General features: G+C 50.9%; 27 protein-coding genes and 1 pseudogene. 20 read left to right on the top strand and 8 right to left on the bottom strand.

The genetic code is table 11. The features are described from left to right. The first annotated feature begins 8 nt into the window (after positions 1 to 8). The 6 genes from ACR3EG_RS03215 (at position 9) to ACR3EG_RS03190 (ending at position 3933) form a co-directional block, all read left to right on the top strand. Complete coding sequence (locus tag ACR3EG_RS03215) at positions 9 to 458, top strand: amidohydrolase family protein (RefSeq protein WP_480482832.1); 450 nt, start codon at positions 9 to 11, stop codon at positions 456 to 458. Then, entirely contained in the window at positions 446 to 706 is a 261-nt protein-coding gene (locus ACR3EG_RS03210; protein ID WP_480482830.1) for a Xaa-Pro dipeptidase, read from the top strand. The genes ACR3EG_RS03215 and ACR3EG_RS03210 overlap by 13 nt, the downstream gene beginning before the upstream one ends. An 86-nt stretch (positions 707 to 792) precedes the next feature. Continuing rightward, a complete protein-coding gene (locus tag ACR3EG_RS03205) occupies positions 793 to 1497 on the top strand; it encodes a DUF3299 domain-containing protein (RefSeq protein WP_480481852.1) in 705 nt (234 codons plus the stop codon). Further along, complete coding sequence (locus ACR3EG_RS03200; protein ID WP_480482828.1) at positions 1494 to 1817, top strand: hypothetical protein; 324 nt, start codon at positions 1494 to 1496, stop codon at positions 1815 to 1817. The genes ACR3EG_RS03205 and ACR3EG_RS03200 overlap by 4 nt, the downstream gene beginning before the upstream one ends. Positions 1818 to 1930: 113 nt before the next feature. Next, positions 1931 to 2671, top strand: coding sequence for a carbohydrate porin (locus ACR3EG_RS03195; protein WP_480482827.1), 741 nt, complete (start codon positions 1931 to 1933; stop codon positions 2669 to 2671). Positions 2672 to 2721: 50 nt separating this feature from the next. Continuing rightward, entirely contained in the window at positions 2722 to 3933 is a 1212-nt protein-coding gene (locus ACR3EG_RS03190) for a dipeptidase (RefSeq protein WP_480481848.1), read from the top strand. Between the two features lie 510 nt (positions 3934 to 4443). Here the strand turns inward: ACR3EG_RS03190 and ACR3EG_RS03185 are convergent. Next, on the bottom strand, positions 4444 to 5223 hold the full coding sequence (locus ACR3EG_RS03185) for a site-specific integrase (RefSeq protein ID WP_480482842.1): 780 nt from the start codon (positions 5221 to 5223) through the stop codon (positions 4444 to 4446). 682 nt (positions 5224 to 5905) lie between these two features. Here ACR3EG_RS03185 and ACR3EG_RS03180 point away from each other — a divergent pair. Then, positions 5906 to 6334, top strand: coding sequence for a hypothetical protein (locus tag ACR3EG_RS03180; RefSeq protein WP_480481846.1), 429 nt, complete (start codon positions 5906 to 5908; stop codon positions 6332 to 6334). Positions 6335 to 6428: 94 nt separating this feature from the next. Here ACR3EG_RS03180 and ACR3EG_RS03175 read toward each other — a convergent pair whose 3' ends face one another. Next, on the bottom strand, positions 6429 to 6728 hold the full coding sequence (locus tag ACR3EG_RS03175) for a recombinase family protein (protein WP_480482825.1): 300 nt from the start codon (positions 6726 to 6728) through the stop codon (positions 6429 to 6431). Positions 6729 to 7232: 504 nt separating this feature from the next. Between ACR3EG_RS03175 and tnpB the strand changes: the two genes are divergently transcribed. The 5 genes from tnpB to ACR3EG_RS03150 all read left to right on the top strand — a co-directional run bounded on the left by tnpB (position 7233) and on the right by ACR3EG_RS03150 (position 9891). Then, positions 7233 to 7583 (top strand): IS66 family insertion sequence element accessory protein TnpB, encoded by a 351-nt coding sequence (tnpB, locus tag ACR3EG_RS03170; protein ID WP_170779991.1) that lies wholly within the window; start codon positions 7233 to 7235, stop codon positions 7581 to 7583. 20 nt (positions 7584 to 7603) lie between these two features. Beyond that, a complete protein-coding gene (locus ACR3EG_RS03165; protein ID WP_480481841.1) occupies positions 7604 to 7846 on the top strand; it encodes a hypothetical protein in 243 nt (80 codons plus the stop codon). A 304-nt stretch (positions 7847 to 8150) separates the two neighbouring features. Then, positions 8151 to 8975: a hypothetical protein gene (locus ACR3EG_RS03160; RefSeq protein WP_480481839.1), complete on the top strand. Its 825-nt coding sequence runs from the start codon at positions 8151 to 8153 to the stop codon at positions 8973 to 8975. Continuing rightward, positions 8972 to 9154 carry a hypothetical protein gene (locus ACR3EG_RS03155; protein ID WP_480481837.1) on the top strand — a complete coding sequence of 61 codons (183 nt, stop codon included), beginning with the start codon at positions 8972 to 8974 and terminating at the stop codon, positions 9152 to 9154. Before ACR3EG_RS03160 ends, ACR3EG_RS03155 begins: the two co-directional genes overlap by 4 nt. Positions 9155 to 9414: 260 nt before the next feature. After that, positions 9415 to 9891, top strand: a complete 477-nt coding sequence (locus tag ACR3EG_RS03150) for a hypothetical protein (RefSeq protein ID WP_480481835.1) — start codon at positions 9415 to 9417, stop codon at positions 9889 to 9891. Positions 9892 to 9965: 74 nt separating this feature from the next. On the opposite strand, the gene ACR3EG_RS03145 is transcribed toward ACR3EG_RS03150, so the two are convergent. The 4 genes from ACR3EG_RS03145 to ACR3EG_RS03130 all read right to left on the bottom strand — a co-directional run bounded on the left by ACR3EG_RS03145 (position 9966) and on the right by ACR3EG_RS03130 (position 14237). Next, positions 9966 to 10427 (bottom strand): helix-turn-helix domain-containing protein, encoded by a 462-nt coding sequence (locus ACR3EG_RS03145; RefSeq protein ID WP_480481833.1) that lies wholly within the window; start codon positions 10425 to 10427, stop codon positions 9966 to 9968. 53 nt (positions 10428 to 10480) lie between these two features. Then, complete coding sequence (locus tag ACR3EG_RS03140) at positions 10481 to 10813, bottom strand: DUF4258 domain-containing protein (protein WP_480481832.1); 333 nt, start codon at positions 10811 to 10813, stop codon at positions 10481 to 10483. A 365-nt stretch (positions 10814 to 11178) separates the two neighbouring features. Continuing rightward, positions 11179 to 12210, bottom strand: a complete 1032-nt coding sequence (locus tag ACR3EG_RS03135) for a hypothetical protein (RefSeq protein ID WP_480482823.1) — start codon at positions 12208 to 12210, stop codon at positions 11179 to 11181. 872 nt (positions 12211 to 13082) lie between these two features. Beyond that, positions 13083 to 14237, bottom strand: coding sequence for a hypothetical protein (locus ACR3EG_RS03130; protein ID WP_480481828.1), 1155 nt, complete (start codon positions 14235 to 14237; stop codon positions 13083 to 13085). A gap of 222 nt (positions 14238 to 14459) precedes the next feature. On the opposite strand from ACR3EG_RS03130, the gene ACR3EG_RS03125 reads away from it, so the two are divergent. Both ACR3EG_RS03125 and ACR3EG_RS03120 read left to right on the top strand, forming a co-directional pair. Continuing rightward, positions 14460 to 15428: a hypothetical protein gene (locus ACR3EG_RS03125; RefSeq protein WP_480481826.1), complete on the top strand. Its 969-nt coding sequence runs from the start codon at positions 14460 to 14462 to the stop codon at positions 15426 to 15428. 751 nt (positions 15429 to 16179) lie between these two features. Next, positions 16180 to 16398 carry a hypothetical protein gene (locus ACR3EG_RS03120; protein WP_480481824.1) on the top strand — a complete coding sequence of 73 codons (219 nt, stop codon included), beginning with the start codon at positions 16180 to 16182 and terminating at the stop codon, positions 16396 to 16398. A 206-nt stretch (positions 16399 to 16604) separates the two neighbouring features. Here ACR3EG_RS03120 and ACR3EG_RS03115 read toward each other — a convergent pair whose 3' ends face one another. Next, positions 16605 to 17162: a hypothetical protein gene (locus ACR3EG_RS03115; protein ID WP_480482821.1), complete on the bottom strand. Its 558-nt coding sequence runs from the start codon at positions 17160 to 17162 to the stop codon at positions 16605 to 16607. Here ACR3EG_RS03115 and ACR3EG_RS03110 point away from each other — a divergent pair. From ACR3EG_RS03110 to ACR3EG_RS03085, 6 genes and pseudogenes are all read left to right on the top strand, one after another. Then, positions 17138 to 17557 carry a helix-turn-helix domain-containing protein gene (locus ACR3EG_RS03110; protein ID WP_480482819.1) on the top strand — a complete coding sequence of 140 codons (420 nt, stop codon included), beginning with the start codon at positions 17138 to 17140 and terminating at the stop codon, positions 17555 to 17557. The two genes, ACR3EG_RS03115 and ACR3EG_RS03110, sit on opposite strands and share 25 nt — an antisense overlap. A gap of 175 nt (positions 17558 to 17732) precedes the next feature. Beyond that, positions 17733 to 19183, top strand: a pseudogene (tnpC, locus tag ACR3EG_RS03105) (IS66 family transposase); the annotation flags it as partial. Next, positions 19166 to 19369 (top strand): transposase domain-containing protein, encoded by a 204-nt coding sequence (locus tag ACR3EG_RS03100; protein WP_480482870.1) that lies wholly within the window; start codon positions 19166 to 19168, stop codon positions 19367 to 19369. The pseudogene tnpC and the gene ACR3EG_RS03100, both read left to right, overlap by 18 nt. A gap of 670 nt (positions 19370 to 20039) precedes the next feature. Beyond that, complete coding sequence (locus ACR3EG_RS03095) at positions 20040 to 20342, top strand: helix-turn-helix transcriptional regulator (RefSeq protein WP_480481818.1); 303 nt, start codon at positions 20040 to 20042, stop codon at positions 20340 to 20342. Further along, the gene (locus ACR3EG_RS03090; protein ID WP_480482817.1) at positions 20326 to 21300 is read left to right on the top strand and encodes a reverse transcriptase family protein; all 975 of its coding nucleotides are present in this window, start codon (positions 20326 to 20328) and stop codon (positions 21298 to 21300) included. Before ACR3EG_RS03095 ends, ACR3EG_RS03090 begins: the two co-directional genes overlap by 17 nt. 69 nt (positions 21301 to 21369) lie before the next feature. Then, positions 21370 to 22338, top strand: coding sequence for a hypothetical protein (locus ACR3EG_RS03085; RefSeq protein ID WP_480482816.1), 969 nt, complete (start codon positions 21370 to 21372; stop codon positions 22336 to 22338). A gap of 255 nt (positions 22339 to 22593) precedes the next feature. Here the strand turns inward: ACR3EG_RS03085 and ACR3EG_RS03080 are convergent, their stop codons facing one another. Beyond that, entirely contained in the window at positions 22594 to 23037 is a 444-nt protein-coding gene (locus tag ACR3EG_RS03080) for a recombinase family protein (protein ID WP_480482814.1), read from the bottom strand. Positions 23038 to 23112: the final 75 nt, after the last annotated feature.

Here is a 23112-nt window from a genome sequence, read left to right as displayed (position 1 = left end):
CATGGCAATTGCTGGCTGGATCGCCCGAAGAGATCAGGGCCGCCGTGCAAGTGGCAAATGAGTACGGCAGCTATGTCATGGCGCATTCCTATCGTAAGGAAGCGATCCTCAGTGCGCTTGATGCAGGTGTGATGTCAATCGAACACGGCTTTTCGTTTGACTGTGAAATTGCCCAAGTCATGAACGAAAAAGGGGCATACATTACCACCAACCTGACGGCCTTTGATCCAGGATTGCTTGATATTCCGGCAGTGGCTAACGTCCCGTCGAGCCTTGCCAAAGCAAAGTCCGCCTCGGCAACATTTGCTGGCTACATTGACAATATGAAGGAATGCCCGGTGAAACGAGGATTCCAGACCGACTGTGTTGGTTCCGTCGAGGCCTGCAATATCCAGATTGCCTATGAAAAGCACCTGAACAACGAGTTTTTCGAATTTCCACATCCATGGTCACGCTGACATCGACAGGTGGCGAGGTGGTCGCTTTGTCAGGTGACTTCATGAACCCGTATACCGCCGGAAAACTGGGTGTGATCGAAGAAGGCGCCTATGCCGACATCCTGCTGATAGACGGCAACCCCCTCGAAGACTTCTCTGTCGTCGGAACGGGTGATCAGTGGTTTGGTGCGGACCCGAGGCCGGACAGCCCGGAAACAATCCGCCTGATCATGAAGGACGGCGTCATCTACAAAAACACACTGGATTGACACCTCTAAAGAGCCGGAGAGCATCTATGCACCATGTGTTTCGCTCCGTAGTTTTGGCAGGCTTGGTTTGGTGTGGACAGTCTGCCATGGCGACGCCCGATACCGCGTTAGACTGGGCAGACCTGCCGGACCCATTCTGGCAGATCTTTAAAGACCCCTACCGTGATCTCAGCCCCGAACAATTCGACGATGTCCTCTACGTCGTGCGATTGCGTGGCAAGCTGCAGCAGGATGGTGGCAGTGAAGAAGAGAGGCAAAAGTGGCAAATGCTTTTGACTGAAACTGAGGATGCCTTGGCAGTTAATGGAATTGATGTCGACTGGTTGCTCGATCAGCGCGAGGTTGTCATGGAACGTCGAAGAAAGGCTGGGACGAACGGAAATCCACAATTCGATGGTCAAACAATCACAATCGCGGGCTTTGCCATTCCTGCTCCGAATGATCCGGACGGGCGGCCTGTCGCGTATTTGGTACCAGAACGCGGGATGTGCAGTCACATGCCTCCACCTCCGCCCAACCAGATGATCCGTGTGCGGTTGAATGGAGACTGGACGCCTAGCTATTTCCACGAACCCGTTCGGCTGACGGGCATGCTCACTATTGATCCTTCCACTCAGAATATGATGGTTGTGGATGGCCTCATGCCGATGATCGCGACTTTCCAGTTGGAAACGGAACGTGTCGAAACTCTGGAAACTGAAGCAGATAGGCTGGAATGGAAGCAGCGTGCCGCTGATCGCATCCGGGCGGCGGGAAATCGCAAGACCGGCGGAGCAAGGGCGCCTGAATGATAAGACTTTTGGTTGCCGCATTGAGCATTGCCTTCGCTGGCGCAGCGTCGGCTCAGGGATTATCTGGGCCATCTTCGGTCGAGGCTGATCTAGAGCCCGGAGATGGGCTGACCGACCCACAATACCGTTCCGATTTTCCGCGCAACATCGCACCGGGTTGGTTTGGGTGGAAAGACCGACTGGCTGAGGGTGGGTTTCGGTTCAACATTGATTACTTGGTGTTGGGTCAAACCACGAACGCGGATCTGGGAACCGGCGAAGCGCCAGCGGCATCGCTCGTTTCTACGGCAGTTGGCAGGCCACTGAACGGGGCTCCCTAACGTTCAAGATCGAAGACCGGCACAGTTATACGGACGTTGCTCCGCAATTCCTTGGGCTGGATGGCGGAGCCCTTTCAATCACGGGAACAGCCTTCAACGACAATGGTCTGCTATTGACTAACCTGTTCTGGACCCAAAGGACCGAGAACGGTTCATGGACGCTGCAAGTCGGGCAGATTGATGTAACAGACTTTGTGGATATCTATGGGTTGGTAAGCTCCTATAGTGGTTTCCAGAATCTGTCTTTCAATACCAACCCAACAATTAACACGCCCAACCAAGGCCTTGGTGTTGCCGGTGGGGTAAAGCTGAGTGAAAACCTTTACGCCGTTGCCAGCGTATCCGACGCAAACGCCGACCCGTCCGATCCAGACTTTGATGTGTTTAGCGACGGCAATCTCTTCAAATCACTCGAACTTGGTTACACCTCCGGCTTTGATCGCATCTACTTCGACAATATCCATCTGACCCTCTGGCATGCGGATGCGGCTGACGATGGCAGTCGAGCGGAAGACTACGGCGCTGCGTTCTCTGCCGCATGGTTCGTCGACAACAAGTGGATGCCGTTCTTTCGGGCTGGGGCCTCAAAGGGGGCCGCAGCGCTTTATGACCGGTCTATCTCTGCAGGTCTGGGCTACTATGGTCGCAATACCGATTTGGCGGGACTGGGCCTGAACTGGGCCGAGGCAAGAGGCATAGACGGTGACCAATTCACGCTCGAAGCATTCTACCGGTTTTCAATCTCGCCCGGGCTGCAGATCACGCCGTCATTTCAGTTCATTTCTGATCCGCTGCTGAACCCCACTCAGGATAGCATTACTCTCTTCGGCCTAAGAACACGGATCGTTTTTTGAGGTGGTTCGAAAGTGGCAGCTAAAAGCAAAACAGTTAAGGAGGTTTTGTCATGAAGACTCTGTTGGCCATCAGCGCTATCGCGGTCACCCTTGGTGGCGCTCTACGGGCGAGCGAGGAAAGCAAGACATGGGACGCCTCGCCCGAGGCAAAACAGTTCGTCATGGACACGATCGTAATCGGCATGCTGGCCAGCCCCTATGGCACCGGCTGGACCGAAAACAAACAGTTGCACGACTATTTCGCGCTCGCCCGCGAGAACGGTATCACCGGTCATGAAATGACCTTGGCCGCCGCCGATATGACTTTCGACACCCTGCTGGAGCAGCACTATCACTTTCGGGCCGCCATGGCGGAGCAATCGGACCAGTTTGTGATAGTGAACGAAACACGTGATATCGAGGCGGCGCATCTTCAGGGCAAGACGGCCGTTATCTGGAACAGCCAGACAGCGACAATCCTCGATGGAGATCTGAAGAAAATGGCGCTGTTCAAGGACATGGGTATCAAATCCATGAACCTTGCCTATAACGACATCTTCCGGACAGGGTCTGGCGGGCTTGCAGCTCAGAAGGGGCTCGATATCGGCCTGACGCGCTGGGGCAAGTCGGTGATCGACGAGATGGTGCGCTTCGGCATTATGCTCGATCTGAGCCATACCGGCATCAAAACCGCCAATGACGCCATGGACTACATGGACGAAAACTACCCCGGAGTGCCCTATATCTACACCCATTCGTTGCCCGCCGGTCTTTACAAAGATGCGCCGGAGGCCTCACCCAAGGGATGCTATCGGAACATTACTGATGAAGAAGCGATCCGAGCGGCGGAGTCCGGTGGCTATGTCGCGCCTACATTCACCGAGTGGATGATGGACGGGATCTGGCCCGAGGACATTTCGCCCAAGCAGGCTGCGGACATGATCGACTACTACGTCCAGCTGATCGGCGTAGATCATGTAGGTATTGCTTCGGATGATATGTTCTCCACCCAGTTGGTCGTGGATTTCGCCAAGGCCAATCCCACCATGTATGATGACGGCGGCTACATGATCGATGCTTTCAACAGGGGCGCGACGGGCAACGGCGAACTGGCTAAAATCCTCGCTGCCGTCACCGATGATCTCTGGGCGCGGGGCTATACCAATGAGGACCTTGCGAAGATTTATGGCGGTAACAAGATGCGAGTTTATGCGCAAGTTTGGGAGGGCAAACCACCCGAACTATTCCTGAAAGAGTACCCGGAGCGTCTGCGCCTAAGGTGACCTGAGCCCCTGAAACTCTTCCAGTTTTGTGTAGAGTCCGCCCAACCAGAGGATGGACACATGAAGGCGGGATTCACAGACGAGCAGATCATTCAGATGACGGGCAAAAGGTATTGTTGGTGAAAGCGCAGAAGGGAACGGAGCCAGCGTTTTTGGACGACACCTTTATGTTAGAACCAACCCTGCCACCGATAAGCTTCAGGGTGAGCGCCTCTACAAGTATCTATCTGAGCGGTTTTAATGCGAAATTCGGTAGTTGGTGTATGCCGGTAGTGAACGAACTGAGCACATCTATCGAACGAAACGTTGCGGATATCGTTGCGGCCAATCCTCTGAAAACAACAAAGGCGCCCTCAGGCGCCTTGTTTTGCTGGTCGGAGTGAGAGGATTCGAACCTCCGACCCCTGCCTCCCGAAGACAGTTCAAACACTTTTTTACTCTTTTTGTTTTTGTTTTTTCCATGCTTTGTTCGCATTTCCGACGTTCCTTTTCGATTGAAAGCGTGAGGTCTCACAGTTTCCGTCCTCCAGCTGAGACGGCATCTGCTGCACCTTCTTGGTAATCTGGGTGGTGATGAGCATAGACACGAAGCATAGTTTGCGGGCTTACACCAAAGAAGCCAGCAAGTTCCCAAGTGTTGGCGCGGCCTGTCCTCATTGCCCAAGTGATTGCTGTATGGCGCAATGTGTGCGGCGTAACTCCGGTTCCTTCCAGGCCCGCTGCTTCAACAGCTGTTTTCCACGCGTTTTTTACAGATCCGACGCCATTGCCCTTATAGTCAACAACCCAACGACTTCCGGAGGCCTCCCAGCGTTTTAGATGTGCCAGCAGGCGTGAAGGGATTGGAATTGGTGGTCGCCTTTTTTTTGTTTCGGTCTCCAAGGAGCCCCGGCGATACATAATTCGGCCTGTTGTGTCGACCCAGCCGCCCGACGTGTTGGCCATGAAGCGCATCCTAAGAACCGCGGTTTTTCGTGTTCCTGTGTACAGCGACACTAGAATAAACCTCGCCAGATGCTTGGTTCTAGGATTGCGTCGTGCTGCTCGCAGAAGCTTTGCTGCTTCATTGCGAGTCAACCAGCGATCATGCGGTTGCGGCTTTTCAGGAAGGTGTACTTCCGGAGGGTTTAGGAGGCGTTTTTTACTCACACAGAAATTTAGCGCTGCGCTTAGGGTTCCTAGCTCTTTCCGAATGGTGCCTTCTGAACACTGTTCGAACTCCAGCGCTTCCTTTGTAGCCGGGTCGCGTTTTACAACTTTGAACCTTTGGTCGCCGTATGCTTCGCACATTTCTTCAGTGATTGCCGATACTGGCAAGGCCCCCCAATAGGGCAGCAGCGCGGCGATAGCGTAGCCAATTCGAGCAGGGTCTTTCACTTTCTTTGCACGCTTTTCACCATAAAATGCAAGCGCCTCTGCAATAGTCATTTCGTCTTCGCTGAGTGGACCCGGCGGTCGACTTTTTTCTGCGACGTAGATGGCGAGAGCGCTTTCAGCTTCTGAGCGGTCTCTTGTGCCCGTTGAACACTCCCCGCGTCCGGTGTCGCGGATGAGGTAGATACCCGTGTCTTTGCGGCGATAGAGGCGGGGCCTTTTGCGTGCTGCGGCATGCGTTGATGATCTCCTTGAGGTCGTTTGGATCGATTTTCCTGCGGTTTCCAAAAACAATGAGCAGTCCGAGTTCATCAGCCACTCTTTGGACCACAGCTTTGGGTGCGCCGAGACGTTTGGCGGCGGCTGTGATTGTGATGGTTAGTTCGTCGTATTCAGATTGGGCCAAGGCAAAAACCTTCGTGTGTTCAGCATGACTGGAAGCCCGTAAGGACTATTTTGGCAGTTTCAAAAACGCCAAAATATCATGTAACCTACGAAGAAATTTAAATTATGGGTACGCATAGATACTACCTACAACTAGAAATCATGTTGCGCAACAACTTTTTTATGCGTACCCATAGAAGCGTGGAGGTCAGCCATGTTATTCATGTTTTTGGGCTTTTCAGTTGCCGTATCAGAAGAGTTGCGAAGCTTCTTGGAAGCGGAACAGCTGTCGTTCGATGAATTGGAAACTCTGTTGCGCAGATGTAGAAACGAGCGAGCAGATATGACTGTGGGTGCGCTTCATACTTTCATCCACATCGCTCGCTCGACGAAGCCGGGAGCAGAGAATGCACCAACCATCGCGCAAATTGCGGAAGACTTAGAGCTAAGCTATCCAACTGCCGCTAGGCACTGTGATATCCTTAGTACAGGTGTCAGAGGGAAGTCGGGATTGCATTGGGTACGGAAAGAACCGGTAGCAGGGACCCGGCAAAAGAAAATTTTCCTTACCCAAATGGGTGTCCAAGTGCTGGAAGAAGTTGCTGGAACGAAAACAATTCGACTTTTGCCGACAATACCTTGACCGGTTCAAACTGAGTCTTTGAAATCCTAATTTAACTCAATCAAACACCATTTGGGTTAGCCATTATTTCAAATTGTTTTTGGTGCAAGTCTCTTCAGGAATTACTGATAGCCAGAATTTCTTTTCTAATTCTGTAAACGGTCGATAGGTGAATCCTTGCCAGTTTAGCTACTTGTGGGGGCTTGAGACCACTATTCAAGAGTTGTTGGATCTCGGTTCGATTATCTGCTGGCGGACGACCACGATAACGGCCAGCGAGCTTTGCTTTCTCTATGCCCTCACGTTGTCGTTGTAGAGTGAGCCCCCTTTCAAACTCTGAAATAGCCCCGAGCACTTGGAGCATCAATTTGCCAGTTATGTCAGTTTCCGAGGCGCTAAATGGTAAGCGTTGCATGTAGCCCCACATTTAGCACCTGATTAGGTCAACGAGATCAGTTTATGATGCCTCCAAAAGGATACAGGCATCATGAATTCTCAAGCTTTAGGTGAGCTCGCCAGTGACCAAAAATCGAAAACGTCTTCCATGCCTACGGTTACTCAATTCCCGTTGGGAAAGACGCCGTCGTCTGTGGACCCGAAAATTTAAAGATGAAATGGGACAGCGTATGAGGGCTGGTCGTTTATCTGTTGACGAAGTAGCAAAGACCTGTGGTGTAAAGCAGGAGACTGCAGCCAGGTGGAAGAAAACGTCCGAGAAAAAGGCGTCAGGTCCGCATTCCACGTTAAAATCCAAATCCAAACCGTCGTTTGCTGAGATTAAAGTCAGCTCTCGTGAGCAAACTGTCCCAGTCGCGTCAGAAAACATCATCTTCAAGCGAGGTAGCTGCGAGGTCCTATTTCCCGCCAGTTACCCACTTGGGAAACTGGCGACACTGATCCGAGCATTTGAGGGCGAAGTATGATTACACCGTCCGGGAATTTTAAGTTCTACGTAGCGACCGAACCTGTGGACTTTCGCAAAGGTATGGATGGTCTAGCGTCTATCGTGCTGAACGAATTTGACCTCGACCCCTTTAGCGGTGCTGTGTTCATTTTTCGCTCCAAACGTGCAGATCGGCTCAAACTCATTGTTTGGGACGGAACCGGGCTCGTGATGACGTATAAGCGCATCGAGAGCAAAGGCTTCGTGTGGCCAAGACTTCGAAACGGTATGATGACTATGAGCAAAGCGCAGTTTGAAGCGCTTTTTGAAGGTCTCGATTGGAGACGAGTCGTTGGTGCAAGACCGTTCAAGCCTACTGCTGCATGAGTTCTGACAAGGCGTTGGGAATGGAAGAGAAGATTGCAAATCAAATTCACGACTTGGTGCAACAACTGCGGGAAGTGACAGGCGTTATCGATGATGACGCTATCGTTCGCGACGCACTAAAATTTCACCTCGCCAGCCTGAGTGACAAACAGAGCCTTCGTGAGCGCATGCAACTGATCCAAAGGAAAGTTGAGGCTCTTGGTGAGCTAGATGAGAATTTTGATTTCAAGAAGTTTCGTAACGAAATGTTGGACGACAATTAGCTCCGAGCTGATCAATCAGCGCGCAGCTGTAGCAGATAGTAATTCTAAAAATGCGGACGATTGATGCAACTCCGTTAGTGCCTGGAACGCGGACTTTGTTGCCGTTCGGTGTTTGCTTTCCAATGACCTGACACAGCCCAAAGCAGAATTTAGTTGCTCTACCGCTGGTTACATGTGGACTGGAAGGCACAGAATTTTCCTCGGCCTATCCCTTGAGTCGTAAGCCTCAGTCGCGCTATCGAAAGGCATAGAAAACTCCGCGGCTCTGCAATTTAGTAACGCGGACGCGGCAGGAGCATTGATCGTGGGAGAGGCGAAAATCAGAAGTCGTCGGCGGCAAGAGATCCTTTCCTCACACCCTCGGTGCATTTATTGCCCCAATACCCACGCAAGCACGCTCGAGCACATGCCGCCACGAGGTCTTTTCAAAGACAAACAACGTTCAAGTGGCTGGGAATTTCCCGCATGTTCAGATTGCAATGAGGGAAGTCGCGGAGCTGACGCCGTCGCGCAGATGCTGTCATTGATCCAACCTTTCGAGGAAGATGGATGGCAGTTCGAGCAAATGAAGAAGGTGCTGCCATCAGCAAAGAAGTACGCACCTCGCGCCTATCAAGAAATCAGTTCAAATAATAAGGCAAAGTCGTGCTGGGTTAAAAGCCGTGGATTGCTGAGGGATGTGGTCGAGGTCACAGTGGATGGTCCAAGTACGGTGGCGCACTTAGACGCATTCGCAGGTAAGATGGCTTTAGCTGCGTTCGCAGAACTCACAGGGCGACCGATAGAGCTTGATGGCACGCTGTTTACGCAGTGGTATTTGAATGCTGGCCTCAGTCAAGAGGCCTACCATGCCCATCTAAGAATCCTGCCAAATTTCTCTAAATTACAGCAAGGCAAAAAGACTTCGGATGGCCAATTCTGGTTGCACTATAACACTGATATGAAGTCGATCATTGCAGCGCTTATTGTTTTTCACGGCAACTTAAGTGTCATGACCATTGCCTCAGATGGTGAACCTTACAAGCAAGCACTGGTTGAGTTCTTAGGCGACATTTCTGGACCAAACCGCCCGGGGTCTCGGTTGATGCATCCCATTGATCTGAAACTTAAGACTCTACGAGATATGTGACCGACACAAGATTGGAGCAGACATCCGCTGCGCCTAACGCTATCGTCGGTTTTGGATCGTTCAAAGGTCTGTATCACATGGCTCCGCAAAGTTCGATTTCCTGCGCATTGGCGAAATCGGTGCTGACTGAAGCATCGGTTATTCTGGGCTCAAAGCAGACCTCCGAAGGTCAACAATAAGGAGCAGAAAGTGATTTTCACGAGGATTGGTTCGGTCATAGCCTGGGTGCTAGTCGCCTTAGGGCATTTAGGACGGCACTCGGATTTCTCCTGGCCTTTGGCGCGGATGATAATGAAGCCGCTGCGCGCGCCTTGTTAGCTGCGGCGAACACCGGTGAAGCCATCAATGAAGGTATGCTAGCAATACTCGCTGGTGTCGTGGTGGGAGTTCTTGTCGAAATCAGTAAATCTGTAGCTCAACGATAAGGAGCTTGGCCTTGGTGAAACCAAAGGACAAACAGCATCAAATTTCAGATGAGCTTGCTCTGATTATGCTGCGACATGACTTTGATCTGAAAGGGTTGACGGATTTTATTTCTGAAAATCATCAGCCTGTTATAGCGGCATGGACCAAGAAACTGAGGCACCGGGATTACCTCGCGCACCGCAAAGTTGTGCGAAGGGAAGTTCTTCGGCTTAGATGGGAGGGTGTTCCGCACAAAAAGATTCACGAAATCCTAGATGTGCCGCTTTCTCGGATAACTGAGATCAAAGCCGAAGAGATGGACAAGATCTGGAAGGCTTACACGCGCAATCCTGAAAGTGTGCATGATCTGGCCGAAGAGTACCAGCTTACAGCAAACGATATATTTGCCATCTATCAGGATAGGCAGGAGCGTTGGGAGGCTCAGGAAGCGGAATACTGGGAACGTCAACAGGAGCGCTGGGACGAAGAGGAAGAACTCTACAACGGTTAGTTCACTAAAGGGAGCGCTTTAGACGCAAAACGCCGCCCTGCAGGGCGGCGTCACGGTTGTCTTTCAGGGAAATACTAGGAAGCTTGTGCTTCGTGCCACTCTTCCCCTTCGAATTCGAAGATACGGTTCTCCAGACTTACGATCTTGCGGTCCAGCGTCGCGAGATGCGCCAAAAGCTCGGCGATCCGACCCTCTTCCTTGCTGTCGAGGTAATACGCCTTCAACAGGTTCTGAACCGGACCGGGAATCGTTTTGGTTTCCCCAGTTTCCCAGCGCGCAAGCGTCTTCTCAGTTGTGTCCAGAATATCCGCAAGCAGGCGCTGCGACAGGTCGAGTTCGATTCGCAGGAATCGGAACTCATCCTTGGTCATCGGAGATGGTCTGCTGACGATAGACATAGCTATCGCATGGTGCAGTTCATCCGCGTGTTCGATGGACACGACGACGCCGCGCGGCGTCTCAGTCATGGTCACGCCATTCGCCAAGAAGATGTTTGGCAGACCACTTTCAACGTAATGATATCCTTGATCGGTCATATGTCTCATCCTTTCATCAGCCCATTCATTCGGACCAATGCCCCTCGCTTTGCTTAAGTTGTGCGTCCGACCGGGTAGGTCGTCACCACCGTGACGGTCATCACGCCGTCTTTGATGGCACACACAACAACCAATTCAACTCCTGCCGCTACCCCTTGCATTTCGCCGACCCAATCGGCGCAGTCGCGATCCCAACACGGGTTCTTTCTGAGCGAACCGTTCAAAATCGCGCGTTGAACCATGCGGGGCGTGATGTCTCGCTCGCGCATCCGCTCAAGACAGTGCACGGTCGGATTGACCATGTGCAGCATCTTGGCATAGTTCTTCACAGCGCTCTCAAACGCCTGCGGAGTCATTAGTGGTATGGGTTCGGTCGATTTGGTCACACACCCCATATTGGGGGGGTTACGACGAAATGTCAATCAGTTTCGCGGTCGCATAGTTAACGAATCGCCAATGAAATAAGGCGAATCTGTGGCGCTCACCAGATGTTGTGCGTTTTGGCAGGTAACCCTCAAGGGGCAGCCGGTGCGGGTCTTCTCGACTGATCGCTCCCATTTGCCCTTACAATAGCTGTGTTTTCAAAGGGGTACCTAATTCTTGGATATGCTCTGCTGTTTTAGGCAGTTCACAATAAGGAGCCAATGTCGGCTGTGCGGACGAAGCAGACCTTTGTTGTATTTGCATCAATGTCTGCTCAAAACGCGTTCGCCTAAAAAACGAAGCGACGTCGTTGGCACGCTTGGATCGATCATTGTTGGATTACGCTCGCCCAGATTACACTCGCATATTCCAACATGGTTGTTGCCTGCGATTTCATTTCAGAAGTCTCAAACCTATCAAGATAGACAGCGGCAATCACATCAGCAGCAACGCTAAACTTGACACGGCAATAGCGACTAAGGTGAGGACTGCTCAGTATGCTTTCATCTCGGCGGGCATTGCATTCAATTGCAATAGGATCGCCAACATAATCTGTCCCGAGGCTATCTGTATCAGCACCTAACCAGTTTTCCTCCTGGAGTTGCCGCAAATTGCCTTCAGACACAGGCGAGAATACCACCCTATGCCTTGGCCTCCCCAGGCACCAGATGCTCTCAGAAAGCGCCACCCTTGTCTCACACCATCTCTGAAGTTCGGACTGTTTCAAGCATGCGTTCAGTGGCGCGGTGGGACCGTCACATGTGCTATGCACGGGGATCAGCTCAATTTCAGTAAAACTGACTTCGCCCGCCCCATATGCAACCATGTCTTGCAGTGTGTCTCCACTGCGCCAAAATTTCGTGTAGCAGTGCTGATCTCCCCTACACGAATGAATGGTCTCGAGCTGTGGACTTGCGGGAAAACGAATCTCTTCGTCACCGATTTGCCCAGCAAGCTCGCCAGCCTGGAAAGCAGCCAAGTCATCCCTGCGCTGCTGTTCATCTATGTGTTGGTTCCACCATAAAAACAGAATTGCCAAAGAAGGGCCGACCAACGAGATTACCCGGACGGCATGGGCAGAAATCGTCAGGTCTCGGTTTGCAAGGTCATTTGCAACTGCTGACGTGACAAGGCCAATTCCAAGAGCGAGTATGGGAAAAAGAAGAAAAAGTGGTATGGCACCAAAAATAAGGCCACCCATTTTTATGCCGCTTATCAAAACAAAAAAGGCAACCGTAGTAAGCAGAGAGATAACGGTTAGCCAAACACCAATTCTCTTGGTTTTCGCGGCATCATTGCCTCGTCGCGTTACCCCGAAAATCCAAGCCAGAAGGTAGAAAAAATAGTAAACGTAAATCAAAGGAGTGAATCCATCCTTCGGTCAGATTTTGCCAAGTTTCTGTTCAAAATTATGCTTAGCATGGCACTTATTCGAGTGAGTTTCAACAAAAGTGCAGAGCTCAACAGATTTCACCGAAGCAGACCTTTGTGCACTGCGCAGCATCGGACATTATGGGCTCACAGCTGACCTCAGAGCCAATGCGGCACCGGCCTCTGCCCCGCTATGCACTGATCACACGGACGGCCCAAACCTGCCGTTCACTCAGCAACTAGATTGCTGCGGCGCGGCCCGTCAGAGGAGACATTCGCTGCGACCGCAAATTCTGAGCCGTGGTGAACTCACACTTCGCGGACTAACCCGACCTTGGGTTTTCGCACTTTGCTTACGCAGCAGCGCCTCGCAAAAGCAGCATTGATTTTGCAGCGCTGCAGCGAACTCACGTCCGATCCCTGCAACAGAGTTGATGTCGTTGTATTTGAGTCTGTGCTTTGAACGCAGAGCAAAAAACCAAGGCTTCCGGTATGGACTCAATCAGCTTGTTTAGGTCCACCGGAGAAAGTCGGCAGCGAGCCCAACCAAGTTATTGAGACTTTGTACTGCATGCGCTCGCAGCGGAAAAACCGTTTCGCGTATCTTGATAGGAATGCTGATGTGCGGCGAGAATAGCCGTCATTCGAACTTAGCGCAGCGATCAGGTAGGCTCAAATTCGCAGAGCGCGGGACAAACTGATGTTTGCCATTCTGAGTTAAATTTACCACCCGAAACCCCGAACAGAAATTCAGTACTGAGTTTCGCAATTCCAACTCAGTCGACCTAGTAAATCACTGCACCACGGAATTGTGATTTGGAGGTCCATTTGTTGAACGCAATCCTGTTTGTTCCAGTAGATTTAATCGCCGCTGTTCAGAAAAAGCTTGGGGCTTGTGACCATCGCCAAGCGAACAAGATCAAAGCGTCGTTCGCAATCTAGCTTTTGCATGATCGATTTGATCTGCCCTCTTACCGTTTCCAATGCTGTACCACGAAACTCGGACACCGATGCGGTGCTTAGCCCACGGAGTAGTAGATCACAGATTTCTGTCTCAGCTTGCGTCAGGCTACCAATTTGAGCCAATCCATCTGCGGTCAGATGCTTCTGTTCGGTAGGATCGAGAGCAATGAACATCAAAATTCGCCCGCGCCGTATCTCATAGTCATTGACAGGCGTAACGTGGATTACCAAAGACGTTTGCCCTGATCGACCAGCAAGCGACAACGTCGCTTCGCTCGGTTTGAGCCCTAAGGAAACGCTTTTTCCAAAAACCGCACGAAGGGTTGGTTTATGGATTTCTTTGACTGCTTCTATCTTGTTCTGAACCGTAACAATGACGTCTTTTTCGCCAAGCCACTCACGCAGCTTTTCGTTGGCGACAACTACGCCACCAGTTGCATCGCAAAACGCCACTCCAAAATTGAGTCGGTCGAACAAATCTAACAAAATTGAGTAGCTTTGGGTTAGCCGGTTGATTATTCTTTTGGCTTCAAGCGTTTTCTGTAGAATTGCGGAAAGCGCGGGTGCATAACTCTTGAGCTGTTTTGATGCGTTGTAGTCGTTTTGCTTGTCGCAAGTAATTGCGACGTCCATCCAAGGGCCGATCTGGTTTACTTGAAACGCGCTTCTCGATGTGCCTCCCGTCACCGCAAACACCCTATCACGAGTAGGATTCACTGGTGGCGGCCCCGATGGATCAAAGCCGAAGGCTTCTGCTTCACCCAGCACAGTTCCAGGAGTGGTGTTTGCCAAAGAAGCGTATCCGTTCCTTTCTTCGATGGTATTGCTATGACCTGCAACAACTTCTTCGAGAATCTGTCGGCCTTCACCAGTTCTCATAGTCTGGGACGCGTAAAAGGTTGGCGTCGAATGTTGGAGCACATTGTACTCCTGAAGCATGAAAGCTCTAGCGCCCAGTCGAGTCGCAACAACGTCGCATAGCGCGTCCCATCTCTCCGGGCATGTCGCTGCGTCTATCGCCGCAATTGCGATTTCAGCGTCTTCAATCTTCATTTCCCCAGTTTCTCTAAGTCTAAGTAAGTAAGCCCGTTGTAGGTTCAGAAGCTATCCCCCATTTGGGGGATGAACGCGCGCAGCACTTCAGCCTAAGCTTTAGTACAACCTACGGATAAGCTGGTTCCACAAATTCCTCTGGATAGTATCTGTGAACTGTTTCTCGAGAACAAGTTCCTATGTCGGCACGATTTAAACGTATTGCACTTTCGAGTTTCAACGATGGCGATAAAATTGGAGGTAAAAAAGAAGCTAATGCAGAACGTGTGTATTATTTTGGCTCTCGGAGCGGCTTTGTGTTCGGCATCGTCGGCGAACGCACAATCAAGCTTGTGCAATGCCGTGCTTCAAGGAGGCGTTTTTGATATACATAGAACCTTTGATGCTAGTCAGAATTACCGCATGGTAAAAACTGCACAGTGTGATCAAGCAAGTGGCGGTTTTTCGGTTCCTGGCTACCTCGATGGTTCTGCCCGAAAGAAACTGTGTCAGTCGAACGAACAAACGTCACTATCAGATGAGGAAGTTGTTGGTTACGTACAGCAAGCTTCGTCTGTGATTATCGGCGCTTGGAATCAGTGCATCCGTGACAATAAAGCCGGAGTTAGCCACTATCTTCAACCTACGCTAAACCCCGCAGAGATCGTCTACAAAATTGTCTATACAAATGACGGCTTGCCTTTCACATCCAATATAAAAACCTTTGAAATTTCCGGGGTGGACAAATGCCGACCTCAAAAATTTAAGAAGGGCGATCAAATCGATAGCGCTGGGAGCACAATAATCTGTGACAGAGACCCGGATTCACCAATCACTGTCATCCTTGACATGACCACCGGAACGAAAAACCTCCGCCCGATTGAGCTTCCAGAATATGTAAAAACTGCGCGTGTGTGCGACATGCCAACGTTTGGGCAGATTAAACCGACATTTGGCTGCGGTTTTTACCCAATTGGATGGCAACGCAGTGTGATATCTGGCAAAGAGACATTTGAAAGCTGTACGCGTAGATGTACAGATCCTGTGTTTGGCCAAGGATGCACTTGGTCGCTCTGTAACTCTTTATGTCGTACGAAATGGCAAACCTCTGACTTGAGGGTCGATGATCTCCAGGCGAAACGGCCACTCCCGGAGTACAACAAGGTTACCGGTTTCATGTGCACTGGGGATGCCCACCGAGTTTTGAATTAAAGTCAAAATCTGTAGATGATACGGACCATGTGGGTATTCCCGCAACCATACATTGGGCCGTTCCGGATTGAAGTGGCGGGTCTTTTCAAAGTCGTCTTTTAACTTTTCTCTGACTTATGTGCTAGTCAGCAACGAAAGAGTGGCTACAGTTCCAAACAAAACGTGGCCGCTACATGATCAGTATGATGATGCTGGCTGCAACGTAGCAAAGACCATGCTGCGCATGAGAACAAATGCTGGTTTAGCAATATGCGCGTTTGCAAAAGACAGATGTGTCCGCTCTCGCACCATTCCTGCCAGGGAAATCCAACGCCCGGTTTCTGCGGTTCTCGACGTGCGGCGCTGGCGACATCAGTCGTGCTAGCGGAGGACTGCAAAGGGCTCAGTGCCGTCGTTTTCTGCGGTCTGCGCGAACGGCGGCTTCGGAGTCGGTGATGGTGCGTTTGACCAGCAGTTGAGCTTACCACTCAACCGAGATCGCTTCACATAACACCTGTTCAACGATGTTCGCGGTTCGGTATGGTCCGAGAAGGCAGCGCAGGGTTGTGCACTTGGTCTACTCTTGGAAAACCGCATCAAGCATCGTACGCTGTAGATCAGCCTTTCAAGTTCGTGGTCCTTCCAATGTCCTGATGACGATTCCGCTTCTTGCACCGACCAGTCCGACATGTTGTCGGACTAGGGACAGGTGTGTTCAAAGAAAGGAAGCCAAATGGACAATGCAAGACGCGACTTTCTCCGTAGACAGAAAGTGAATGTCGAAGATCTGGGCGATATCGGGGAAATACTGCTCGAAAAGGCGGAGCATTGGCTGGTGCCGATCTTCAAAAACGGCGAAGCGGTGGCGATGGTCATCGAGATAGATAGGTTCGATCGCGATTGGGAATTCAAAGGCGAACCAAGGAAGCAACAAAATGAGGGGTTTGACGAAGAGCTGCTCAAAGTGTTGAGGCAACAACTGGGCGAGTAATCAAGTCCATGGGTGTACGCGTTACGAGGTCATCGGCGCGTACATCCACTCACCAAAGCCGCCCGAGTTTTGTGAAGTTCTGGCATTGAGATACCAAGTTTTTGCAATCGCAAGAAGCATGGCGCTTTGGCGAAGGATCGCTCCCGCGCTTTGATGCAAACCTGGAGCGAAAGTCATCAAATGTGCGCATCGCACTTTTCACGGTTTTATCTATCCATCTGTTCTTTCGCCTTTGCCCAAGAGATCTGCAGCCTCCGCCTAAGCTCGTTGATTGACGGATCGTCTTTCAATGCATCTTGGACTTCCGCAGCATCTAGTTGGACCGGGATTCTTCCGGAGCGAATTGGAACATCACGCTGCTTCAAGCCATCCGAAAGCGTCGTTGACTTCAAACCATGACGTTTTGCAACCTGCTCCAAAGACCTGGGTGTTTCATAATCTTTGATGACACGACCCCATGGGTCTAGACCGAGTTGCTCAAGCAACTTCCAAAGAGATTTACGGCAGCAATAGTATGTTTCGCACAGTTCTTTAAGGGATTGTATGGCGCGAAAGTCAGAAATGAGATGCTTGGGTGAGAAATGGAAAGGCAACCCTGTTTTGTCCTTCAACCACACGGACGCACGAATATCACCATCTTTTTCCAGCTGGATCTGGGACCGTTTTATTGCCGCTAGGTCTAATTTGCGGAAACCTGTGTAGTCGTTTTGAACTTCCCAAATATCGCGGGCATGTTTGCATGCGGCTTTCTCGTCGGCTCTCATTTTCCATGCCCCTTTTGCATGTAGTCTTTTTGAGATTTCGGGCATCGATAAAAAGATTTGACCGGCCCGCACACAATCGATTCTATCTGGAGCAGTCGCAAAATCCAGTTCATTCGCGAGGTGAACTCATGAAGCACATTGATATCCCTATCGATCGCGCAAGGCACGCGCGGATCAAGTGTGAATTAGAAATCAGAGGGCTGAGGCTAGCGGATTTGGCTAAGCAAATCGGTGTCGGACCGAGCGCCGTAAGCTCTGTATCGCTCGGGAAAAGCCGCTCGGAGAAAATTGAGAGGCACCTGGCTTCCATTTTGGACCAGCGAGTAGAGGATTTGTTCCCGGAACGCTACGCCCAATCCGAGATAACCGAGGAGGTCAAATCGATGGGGCCTTAAACACAAGGCTCTGGAAAGGTTGAGCCCGGCGGACTGGCATCCATAACCGGGCTCGTAAAATCGTAGTCGACCACGATCTCTTCCCTTTTCATCCCATTTCCGCGCTTGGAAATCAAGCGCAATCGCGTCCGGCTCGCCGGACGCGACCTACTGCTGCGCTTACCGCGCATGAAGGATGAACTGGGTTATGGATCCTCTGCAAAGGCATCAGAATATCTTTGAAGAGATGTTGTCATCGCAAGATGACAAACTGATTGCCTTTGCCGAGCATCTGATAGCGACCTTTGACGATGTTGTTGGGTTCATTAACGATCTGCTCGAAAAGAACCAGAAGCTAGAGAAGCAGAATGGGCATCTGCAGAGTAAGATAGCAAAAATGCTCCGCGATGCGCATGGCCCGAAAGGAGATAACCCTCCCGATCAGGCGAAAGATGACGGGCAAGAACCCGATAAGTCCGGCGAGAAAAGTTCGCAGGACAAAATGAAGAAAAAACGTGCTCCGAAACCAAAACCCAAAGGCAAGGGTAAGGCGAACTGGGCCAAGAATGCCGTGAAAACGGATCGCGTGTTCAAGACCGCAGACAACAAATGTCCCTGCGGGTGTGGCGGCAGCTTTCGCAGCTTCAAGCCGCGCAATTCAGTCGTCTATATACCCGCCCAATATAAAACTGAGGTCCGGTGGTACGCCAATTACCGCTGCCGGATTAGAGGCATGTATTCTGTTCCGTCTGTACCTAAAGTCTTCCCAGGCGGAAACATCGATAACACTTTCATCGCTGGCGTTGCGGTCAACAAGTTTCTCTGGGGGCTGCCCTGCCACCGCCAAGAGCAGATGCTGCAAAACAACGGCATCACGATGAGTCGGTCTACCTTTAACCGGTATCTCAATCGAGTTGCGTTGGAAGCGCTTTCACCAATCTGTCTGCGAATGATTGAGATGCTGCTCAAATCATCGACGCGTTTGCTCATGGATGAAACGCCGGTGTCTATTCTTTCTTCTGGAACGGGAAGGCGGCCAAGTTTTACATGTATGCAATCACGCGTGATGACAGTACATTTGGCGGGACCAGCCCGCCCATGACGGTGTATTTCGCGCGGCCGACACGAGCGCAATATCACATCAAAGAAATCCTCGGTGACTATAGTGAACTGCTCCAAACCGATGGATATCCCGGCTACAACTTCTTCAAAAACCGTGCGGACTGCTGGGCGCATGCGCGACGACACTATTCAGACGCAGCCATCATCACCGAGACAGACGATGCCTACACCGCAATGGGATTTATACGGAGATTATATAAGATTGAGGATAGCATTCGAGGCCACAGCCCTGGTGCCAGGGTCAGTGTGAGAGTAGAGTGTTCGCAACCCATACTGAATGAGTTCAAGGTTTGGCTTGAGAAAGCGCTGACCCGCCATCTTTCTGAATCGAATGTGGCCAAAGCAATCCGTTACACACTGAAGCGGTGGACTGGCTTGACCAAATTCGTTCACGATGGGCGCCTGGATCTCGACACCAATGCAGTGGAGAGGCAGTTCAAACCGATCATTCGGACGCGGAAGAATAGCTTGTTCGCGGGAAGCGCTGATGGTGCAGATGCCTGGGCTATCTATTCAACTCTTTTTGAAACCTGCAAGACGCACGGTGTGGACAGCTATGAGTACCTGTATTGGGTTCTGAACCAAATTTCCCAGAAGCTGCCTCGCAGCAGATATGACGAACTTCTCCCTTGGAATGCGCCTGAACACTGCCGTATGGGCCGGCCCCCTGTCCCGCGATACAAACACGCGCCATATGAGCAAGCTGCCTGAAGCGGGGACGGTGAGCCGACCTTCGTTGCGATACCGAGGATCGAATAGATCGCGGTTGAAAGCAGGCGTTCAATCCGAGAAGGCTTACGCTGTCGAAAAAAAGTTCACTTTTAGCGAACTTAATCCTTGAAACGGGAAACAGCCATCCCCATCTGAAGACTGTGTGAAAGACGGAAGAAGTTCTCATACCCAGCTTTGGCGGCAGTCAAAGCGCGGAGGACGAAAGTTCTCTACCGTTTCTTCCGCAGAGGCCGCAAGGGCCCCGGCGACGGGGAGAGACGCGGGCGGCGGGCGAAGCAGACGCGATAGACGAGATTTCTATCGCGTCTAGGTAAAGGGTGTAGCCACCGGGTCCGTTTCCACTGTTTGGCGAGATGCCTTGGCCAGCTCAGTTCGTTGTGAATTGGGCACCGAGGACAAACAGAGGAGGAAAAGCCATGGCTTTTTCAGACTACACATGCCGGTGGCGGCGGTGGCGCAACTTGAGGGGTAAACTCCAAAAGATGCGTCGTTGGTTCTGGAGGAAACTCTTGAACCGCCAAACTTGGATTTCCATCGTTACGGTGGGGATCTTTATCTTCCGGGTAGTCCGGTGGATCAAAGGAGTTCTTGAACTCTTCGAGTAGACCGCCAGCCTAATATCTAAAGAACATCCGTAGGTGGGTCCAAAATGATAAATGAAGCCCTCAGATTGATACGAGTTTTCCATGACCTCAAGCAGTTCGAAGCTGCTGAGCGGTTGGGTATATCCAAATCGCACATTTCTGAAATCGAGAAGGGCAATAAAACACCCTCGCTGGACTTGATCGAACGTTACTCCCAGGAATTTCGGATACCTGTTTCAGCCATTATGTTTTTCGCGGAAGAATTGCCGAACGCTAGGCGTGGGGACGCTACAAGAACGAAAATCGCTTCTAAGGTTGTTGATTTGCTAAAATTCATTGAAAGAAAATCAAATGCCGAAGCCAAGTAAAACAAAGAGACATTCCCTGCGTGACGGCCCGTTCTTTCGCATGAGAAGTCGGCAAAAGTTAGCTGCGCTTCTTTATGTATCTGAGGATGCCCTTGCAGAATTGACAGCAAGCAACGATCTCTATCAACGTCTTTGGAAGCACAAAGAACTGAACAAAGGTCCAGAATCTTGGCGTCGTGAGCCACCTCACCCCGGCTTGGCAGAGAAGTATCGCCCAATCGACATTCCCGACCCGCGACTGAAAAGCATCCAATCTAGGGTTGGTGATCTACTTGGCCGTATCACCCCGCCCGATTGGCTTTTCAGCCCTGTCAAAGGTCGGTCCTATGTTGACAATGCCGCCAGGCATACAGGTGCGAAAGCATTTTGGCTTCTCGACATTGCTGACTATTTTGGAAGCTGCACAGCGAACAACGTCGCACATTTTTTTCACAAGAAACTGGAATGCTCACCGGATGTCACAGCCGTTTTGATACATTTGGTTTGCCACAACGGGTCACTACCCCAAGGCTCTCCTTGCAGCCCCATTCTTGCGTATTACGCAAACTTGAATATGTGGCTCGAAATTGAAGCAAAGGTTGCCAAAACAGATATCCTCCACAGTGTCTATGCGGATGATCTAACGTTCTCTGGGCCCAGAATTCCAAAGGCGTTCATTTGGGACATAAAGAAATCTGTGCATAAGCATGGCCTTACGCTCAAAGCTGAAAAGGAGGTCAGCATCATCGACGGCCCAGCCGACATCACAGGTGTGATTGTTCAAGACGACAAAACCAAGCTACCGAACCGTCAGATGAAGAAGCTGTTCGAGCTTCGAGAACAGCGGCAAAAGCCAAGAGCGCGAAGCTCAGGCGATTGCTCGACAATCAGATTTCGGGTCGTTTGGCTCAAAAGAAGCAAGTTGAGCAAGCATAGCCAGATCTTTTCAATGCATTCCCGACCCTCTGAACGGCGGTAATTGGGAATTCTGCACCGCAGGGCACATATTCGCTCCAGGTGTAGTAACAGGCCGGAGAAGCCAATCACCATGTCAGAACTGAGCATTGCAAATGCAAACTCCACGGCGTTTAAAACATTCAGTAGCACACATGAAGAACTTGGAAATGCTTTGAAGGTGTTAAGTGTAGGGCTTTCACTGACCACCGAAGAAATCCAAGCCGGAACATCTTCAGCAGCACTTTGGTCCCGAGTCGTTTTACTGGCTGAGCAGTGGGGCACTGAGCCAATGTTCTCCAATACAGTCATCGAGACTGCCTATTCTGAAGTGGCAAATCTCGGACTCGCCAGAAGTTTTTCAGCTTTCGACAAGTTTTTGACTGATGTAGACGCAGATCTATCCAGCCTCGAATATCACAACCTCCTTACACCCTCACAATTCTCAACTCAGGCGGAATGGGAAGCCGGGACAGTCGATGAACCGGGCTTGACGTTTGAACGGTTTTATCTCCGTCGCAGTTTCGATGCGTCGAGGGTAGACTTTGTCGCTCCAGTTTTTGACTACTATCGGTCCGCTCGTAACTGCATAATTCATCGCAGCGGCGTGGCGAGTTCTGAGCTGGAGTCTTTAGCTAGTTCAACCAGGCTCGCCGAGGCACTTCAAAACTGGGTGGAACGCACACACGAACATGGTCCCTTGAAACTAAAGACATTCAAAGAAGGGGAAGTCATCAAACTCGATTACTTTGATGCGATTCTATGTTTCTCAGTACTGCGGCGCCTAGCTCTTGATACTGACAGGCAAGTTGTGCCGCGGATTGGGGTCAAAGGCTTGACCTTTCTCGCTGCCAAGCACAGCCTGAAGCGGTGGGAATCTGGTGCTGACGAACTCGAGCATTCAACTGCCTCAAAAGCAATCGCTTCACATCTTTCACGGGTCAACCGAGTTGTTGGCTATGGATGGAGAATGGTTGAACCCCAACTGAATCGCCTAGGAATTCTCGGAGACTGCAACCAGGCTTTCCCCGGTCGGTTTAAGAATGATCCGGATCCTGAGTAAATTTCACCTATGGTAAGGACCGGTTCGGCAGGTTGTGCTGCAGAAAAGCATCAGAGGGGCGAAGGTCCGGTTTGGGCCGATTTTGTTGAAAAACTCGAAAATCCGGGAAGCTCGTATTTTCTGCGAATAGACGGTCAACCGGAAGGGTCTGCTACCGACATCGCCTACAGTCGTTGACGTGCCCTCTGGCAGCCAGTGTCAAGTTTAGACCGACCCCTCAGTTGAAAAACTATACCGGCTCTGTAAGGACATTTTTTACATCAAGATTCGGCGAATTCGGAGTTTTTCAACGGAATCGGCCGAAAGCGTTCGAGCGTGCCGATCTGTATATTGGCCGTAAGGCCAATATACTAAGACAGTTGTGTCATCGAAAGACCTTAATCCGGGGCTGCATGCAACGCTTACGCTAAATGTGAGGCTTTCCTTCATAAAGTGAACAGCCGCCCCACGGGCTACGATCTCGTCAACAATATCCGTGAGATCTCGCAGCGATCTGGCTAAACGGTCGATTGACCAGACGAACACCTCGTCACCAGCTCGTGTACGTTTTAACATTGCCGCGAGTTCTGGCCTATTCCTTCTCGACTTACCGCTGGTCTTTTCCTCGTAGATATCATCGTTTTTGATATCATTTGGGAGTTCCTGCCGGTCAGTTTTTTGTTCGCTTGTTGAAACTCTTCGATATCCTAATTTCGCCATCAGCTAGCTGCTCCTTTTCGCGATTGATCCTTAGAGATAAGCGCGAAAGGTTGTTCTAAATTTAAATCCAACTCA

The organism is Ruegeria sp. AM7, from assembly GCF_056535965.1.
The sequence above is the reverse complement of the archived record's forward strand: the minus strand, read 5'-3'. Positions and strand labels throughout refer to the sequence as shown.

Bases quoted from the DNA above. Each gene is read 5' to 3' on its own strand.
- ACR3EG_RS03210 (WP_480482830.1), top strand. From the start codon at position 446: ATGGTCACGCTGACATCGACAGGTGGCGAGGTGGTCGCTTTGTCAGGT.
- ACR3EG_RS03205 (WP_480481852.1), top strand. From the start codon at position 793: ATGGCGACGCCCGATACCGCGTTAGACTGGGCAGACCTGCCGGACCCA.
- ACR3EG_RS03200 (WP_480482828.1), top strand. From the start codon at position 1,494: ATGATAAGACTTTTGGTTGCCGCATTGAGCATTGCCTTCGCTGGCGCA.
- ACR3EG_RS03190 (WP_480481848.1), top strand. From the start codon at position 2,722: ATGAAGACTCTGTTGGCCATCAGCGCTATCGCGGTCACCCTTGGTGGC.
- ACR3EG_RS03185 (WP_480482842.1), bottom strand. From the start codon at position 5,223: ATGTGCGAAGCATACGGCGACCAAAGGTTCAAAGTTGTAAAACGCGAC.
- ACR3EG_RS03180 (WP_480481846.1), top strand. From the start codon at position 5,906: ATGTTATTCATGTTTTTGGGCTTTTCAGTTGCCGTATCAGAAGAGTTG.
- ACR3EG_RS03175 (WP_480482825.1), bottom strand. From the start codon at position 6,728: ATGCAACGCTTACCATTTAGCGCCTCGGAAACTGACATAACTGGCAAA.
- tnpB (WP_170779991.1), top strand. From the start codon at position 7,233: ATGATTACACCGTCCGGGAATTTTAAGTTCTACGTAGCGACCGAACCT.
- ACR3EG_RS03165 (WP_480481841.1), top strand. From the start codon at position 7,604: ATGGAAGAGAAGATTGCAAATCAAATTCACGACTTGGTGCAACAACTG.
- ACR3EG_RS03145 (WP_480481833.1), bottom strand. From the start codon at position 10,427: ATGACCGATCAAGGATATCATTACGTTGAAAGTGGTCTGCCAAACATC.
- ACR3EG_RS03130 (WP_480481828.1), bottom strand. From the start codon at position 14,237: ATGAAGATTGAAGACGCTGAAATCGCAATTGCGGCGATAGACGCAGCG.
- ACR3EG_RS03125 (WP_480481826.1), top strand. From the start codon at position 14,460: ATGGCGATAAAATTGGAGGTAAAAAAGAAGCTAATGCAGAACGTGTGT.
- ACR3EG_RS03110 (WP_480482819.1), top strand. From the start codon at position 17,138: ATGCGGCTTTCTCGTCGGCTCTCATTTTCCATGCCCCTTTTGCATGTA.
- ACR3EG_RS03115 (WP_480482821.1), bottom strand. From the start codon at position 17,162: ATGAGAGCCGACGAGAAAGCCGCATGCAAACATGCCCGCGATATTTGG.
- ACR3EG_RS03095 (WP_480481818.1), top strand. From the start codon at position 20,040: ATGATAAATGAAGCCCTCAGATTGATACGAGTTTTCCATGACCTCAAG.
- ACR3EG_RS03090 (WP_480482817.1), top strand. From the start codon at position 20,326: ATGCCGAAGCCAAGTAAAACAAAGAGACATTCCCTGCGTGACGGCCCG.
- ACR3EG_RS03085 (WP_480482816.1), top strand. From the start codon at position 21,370: ATGTCAGAACTGAGCATTGCAAATGCAAACTCCACGGCGTTTAAAACA.
- ACR3EG_RS03080 (WP_480482814.1), bottom strand. From the start codon at position 23,037: ATGGCGAAATTAGGATATCGAAGAGTTTCAACAAGCGAACAAAAAACT.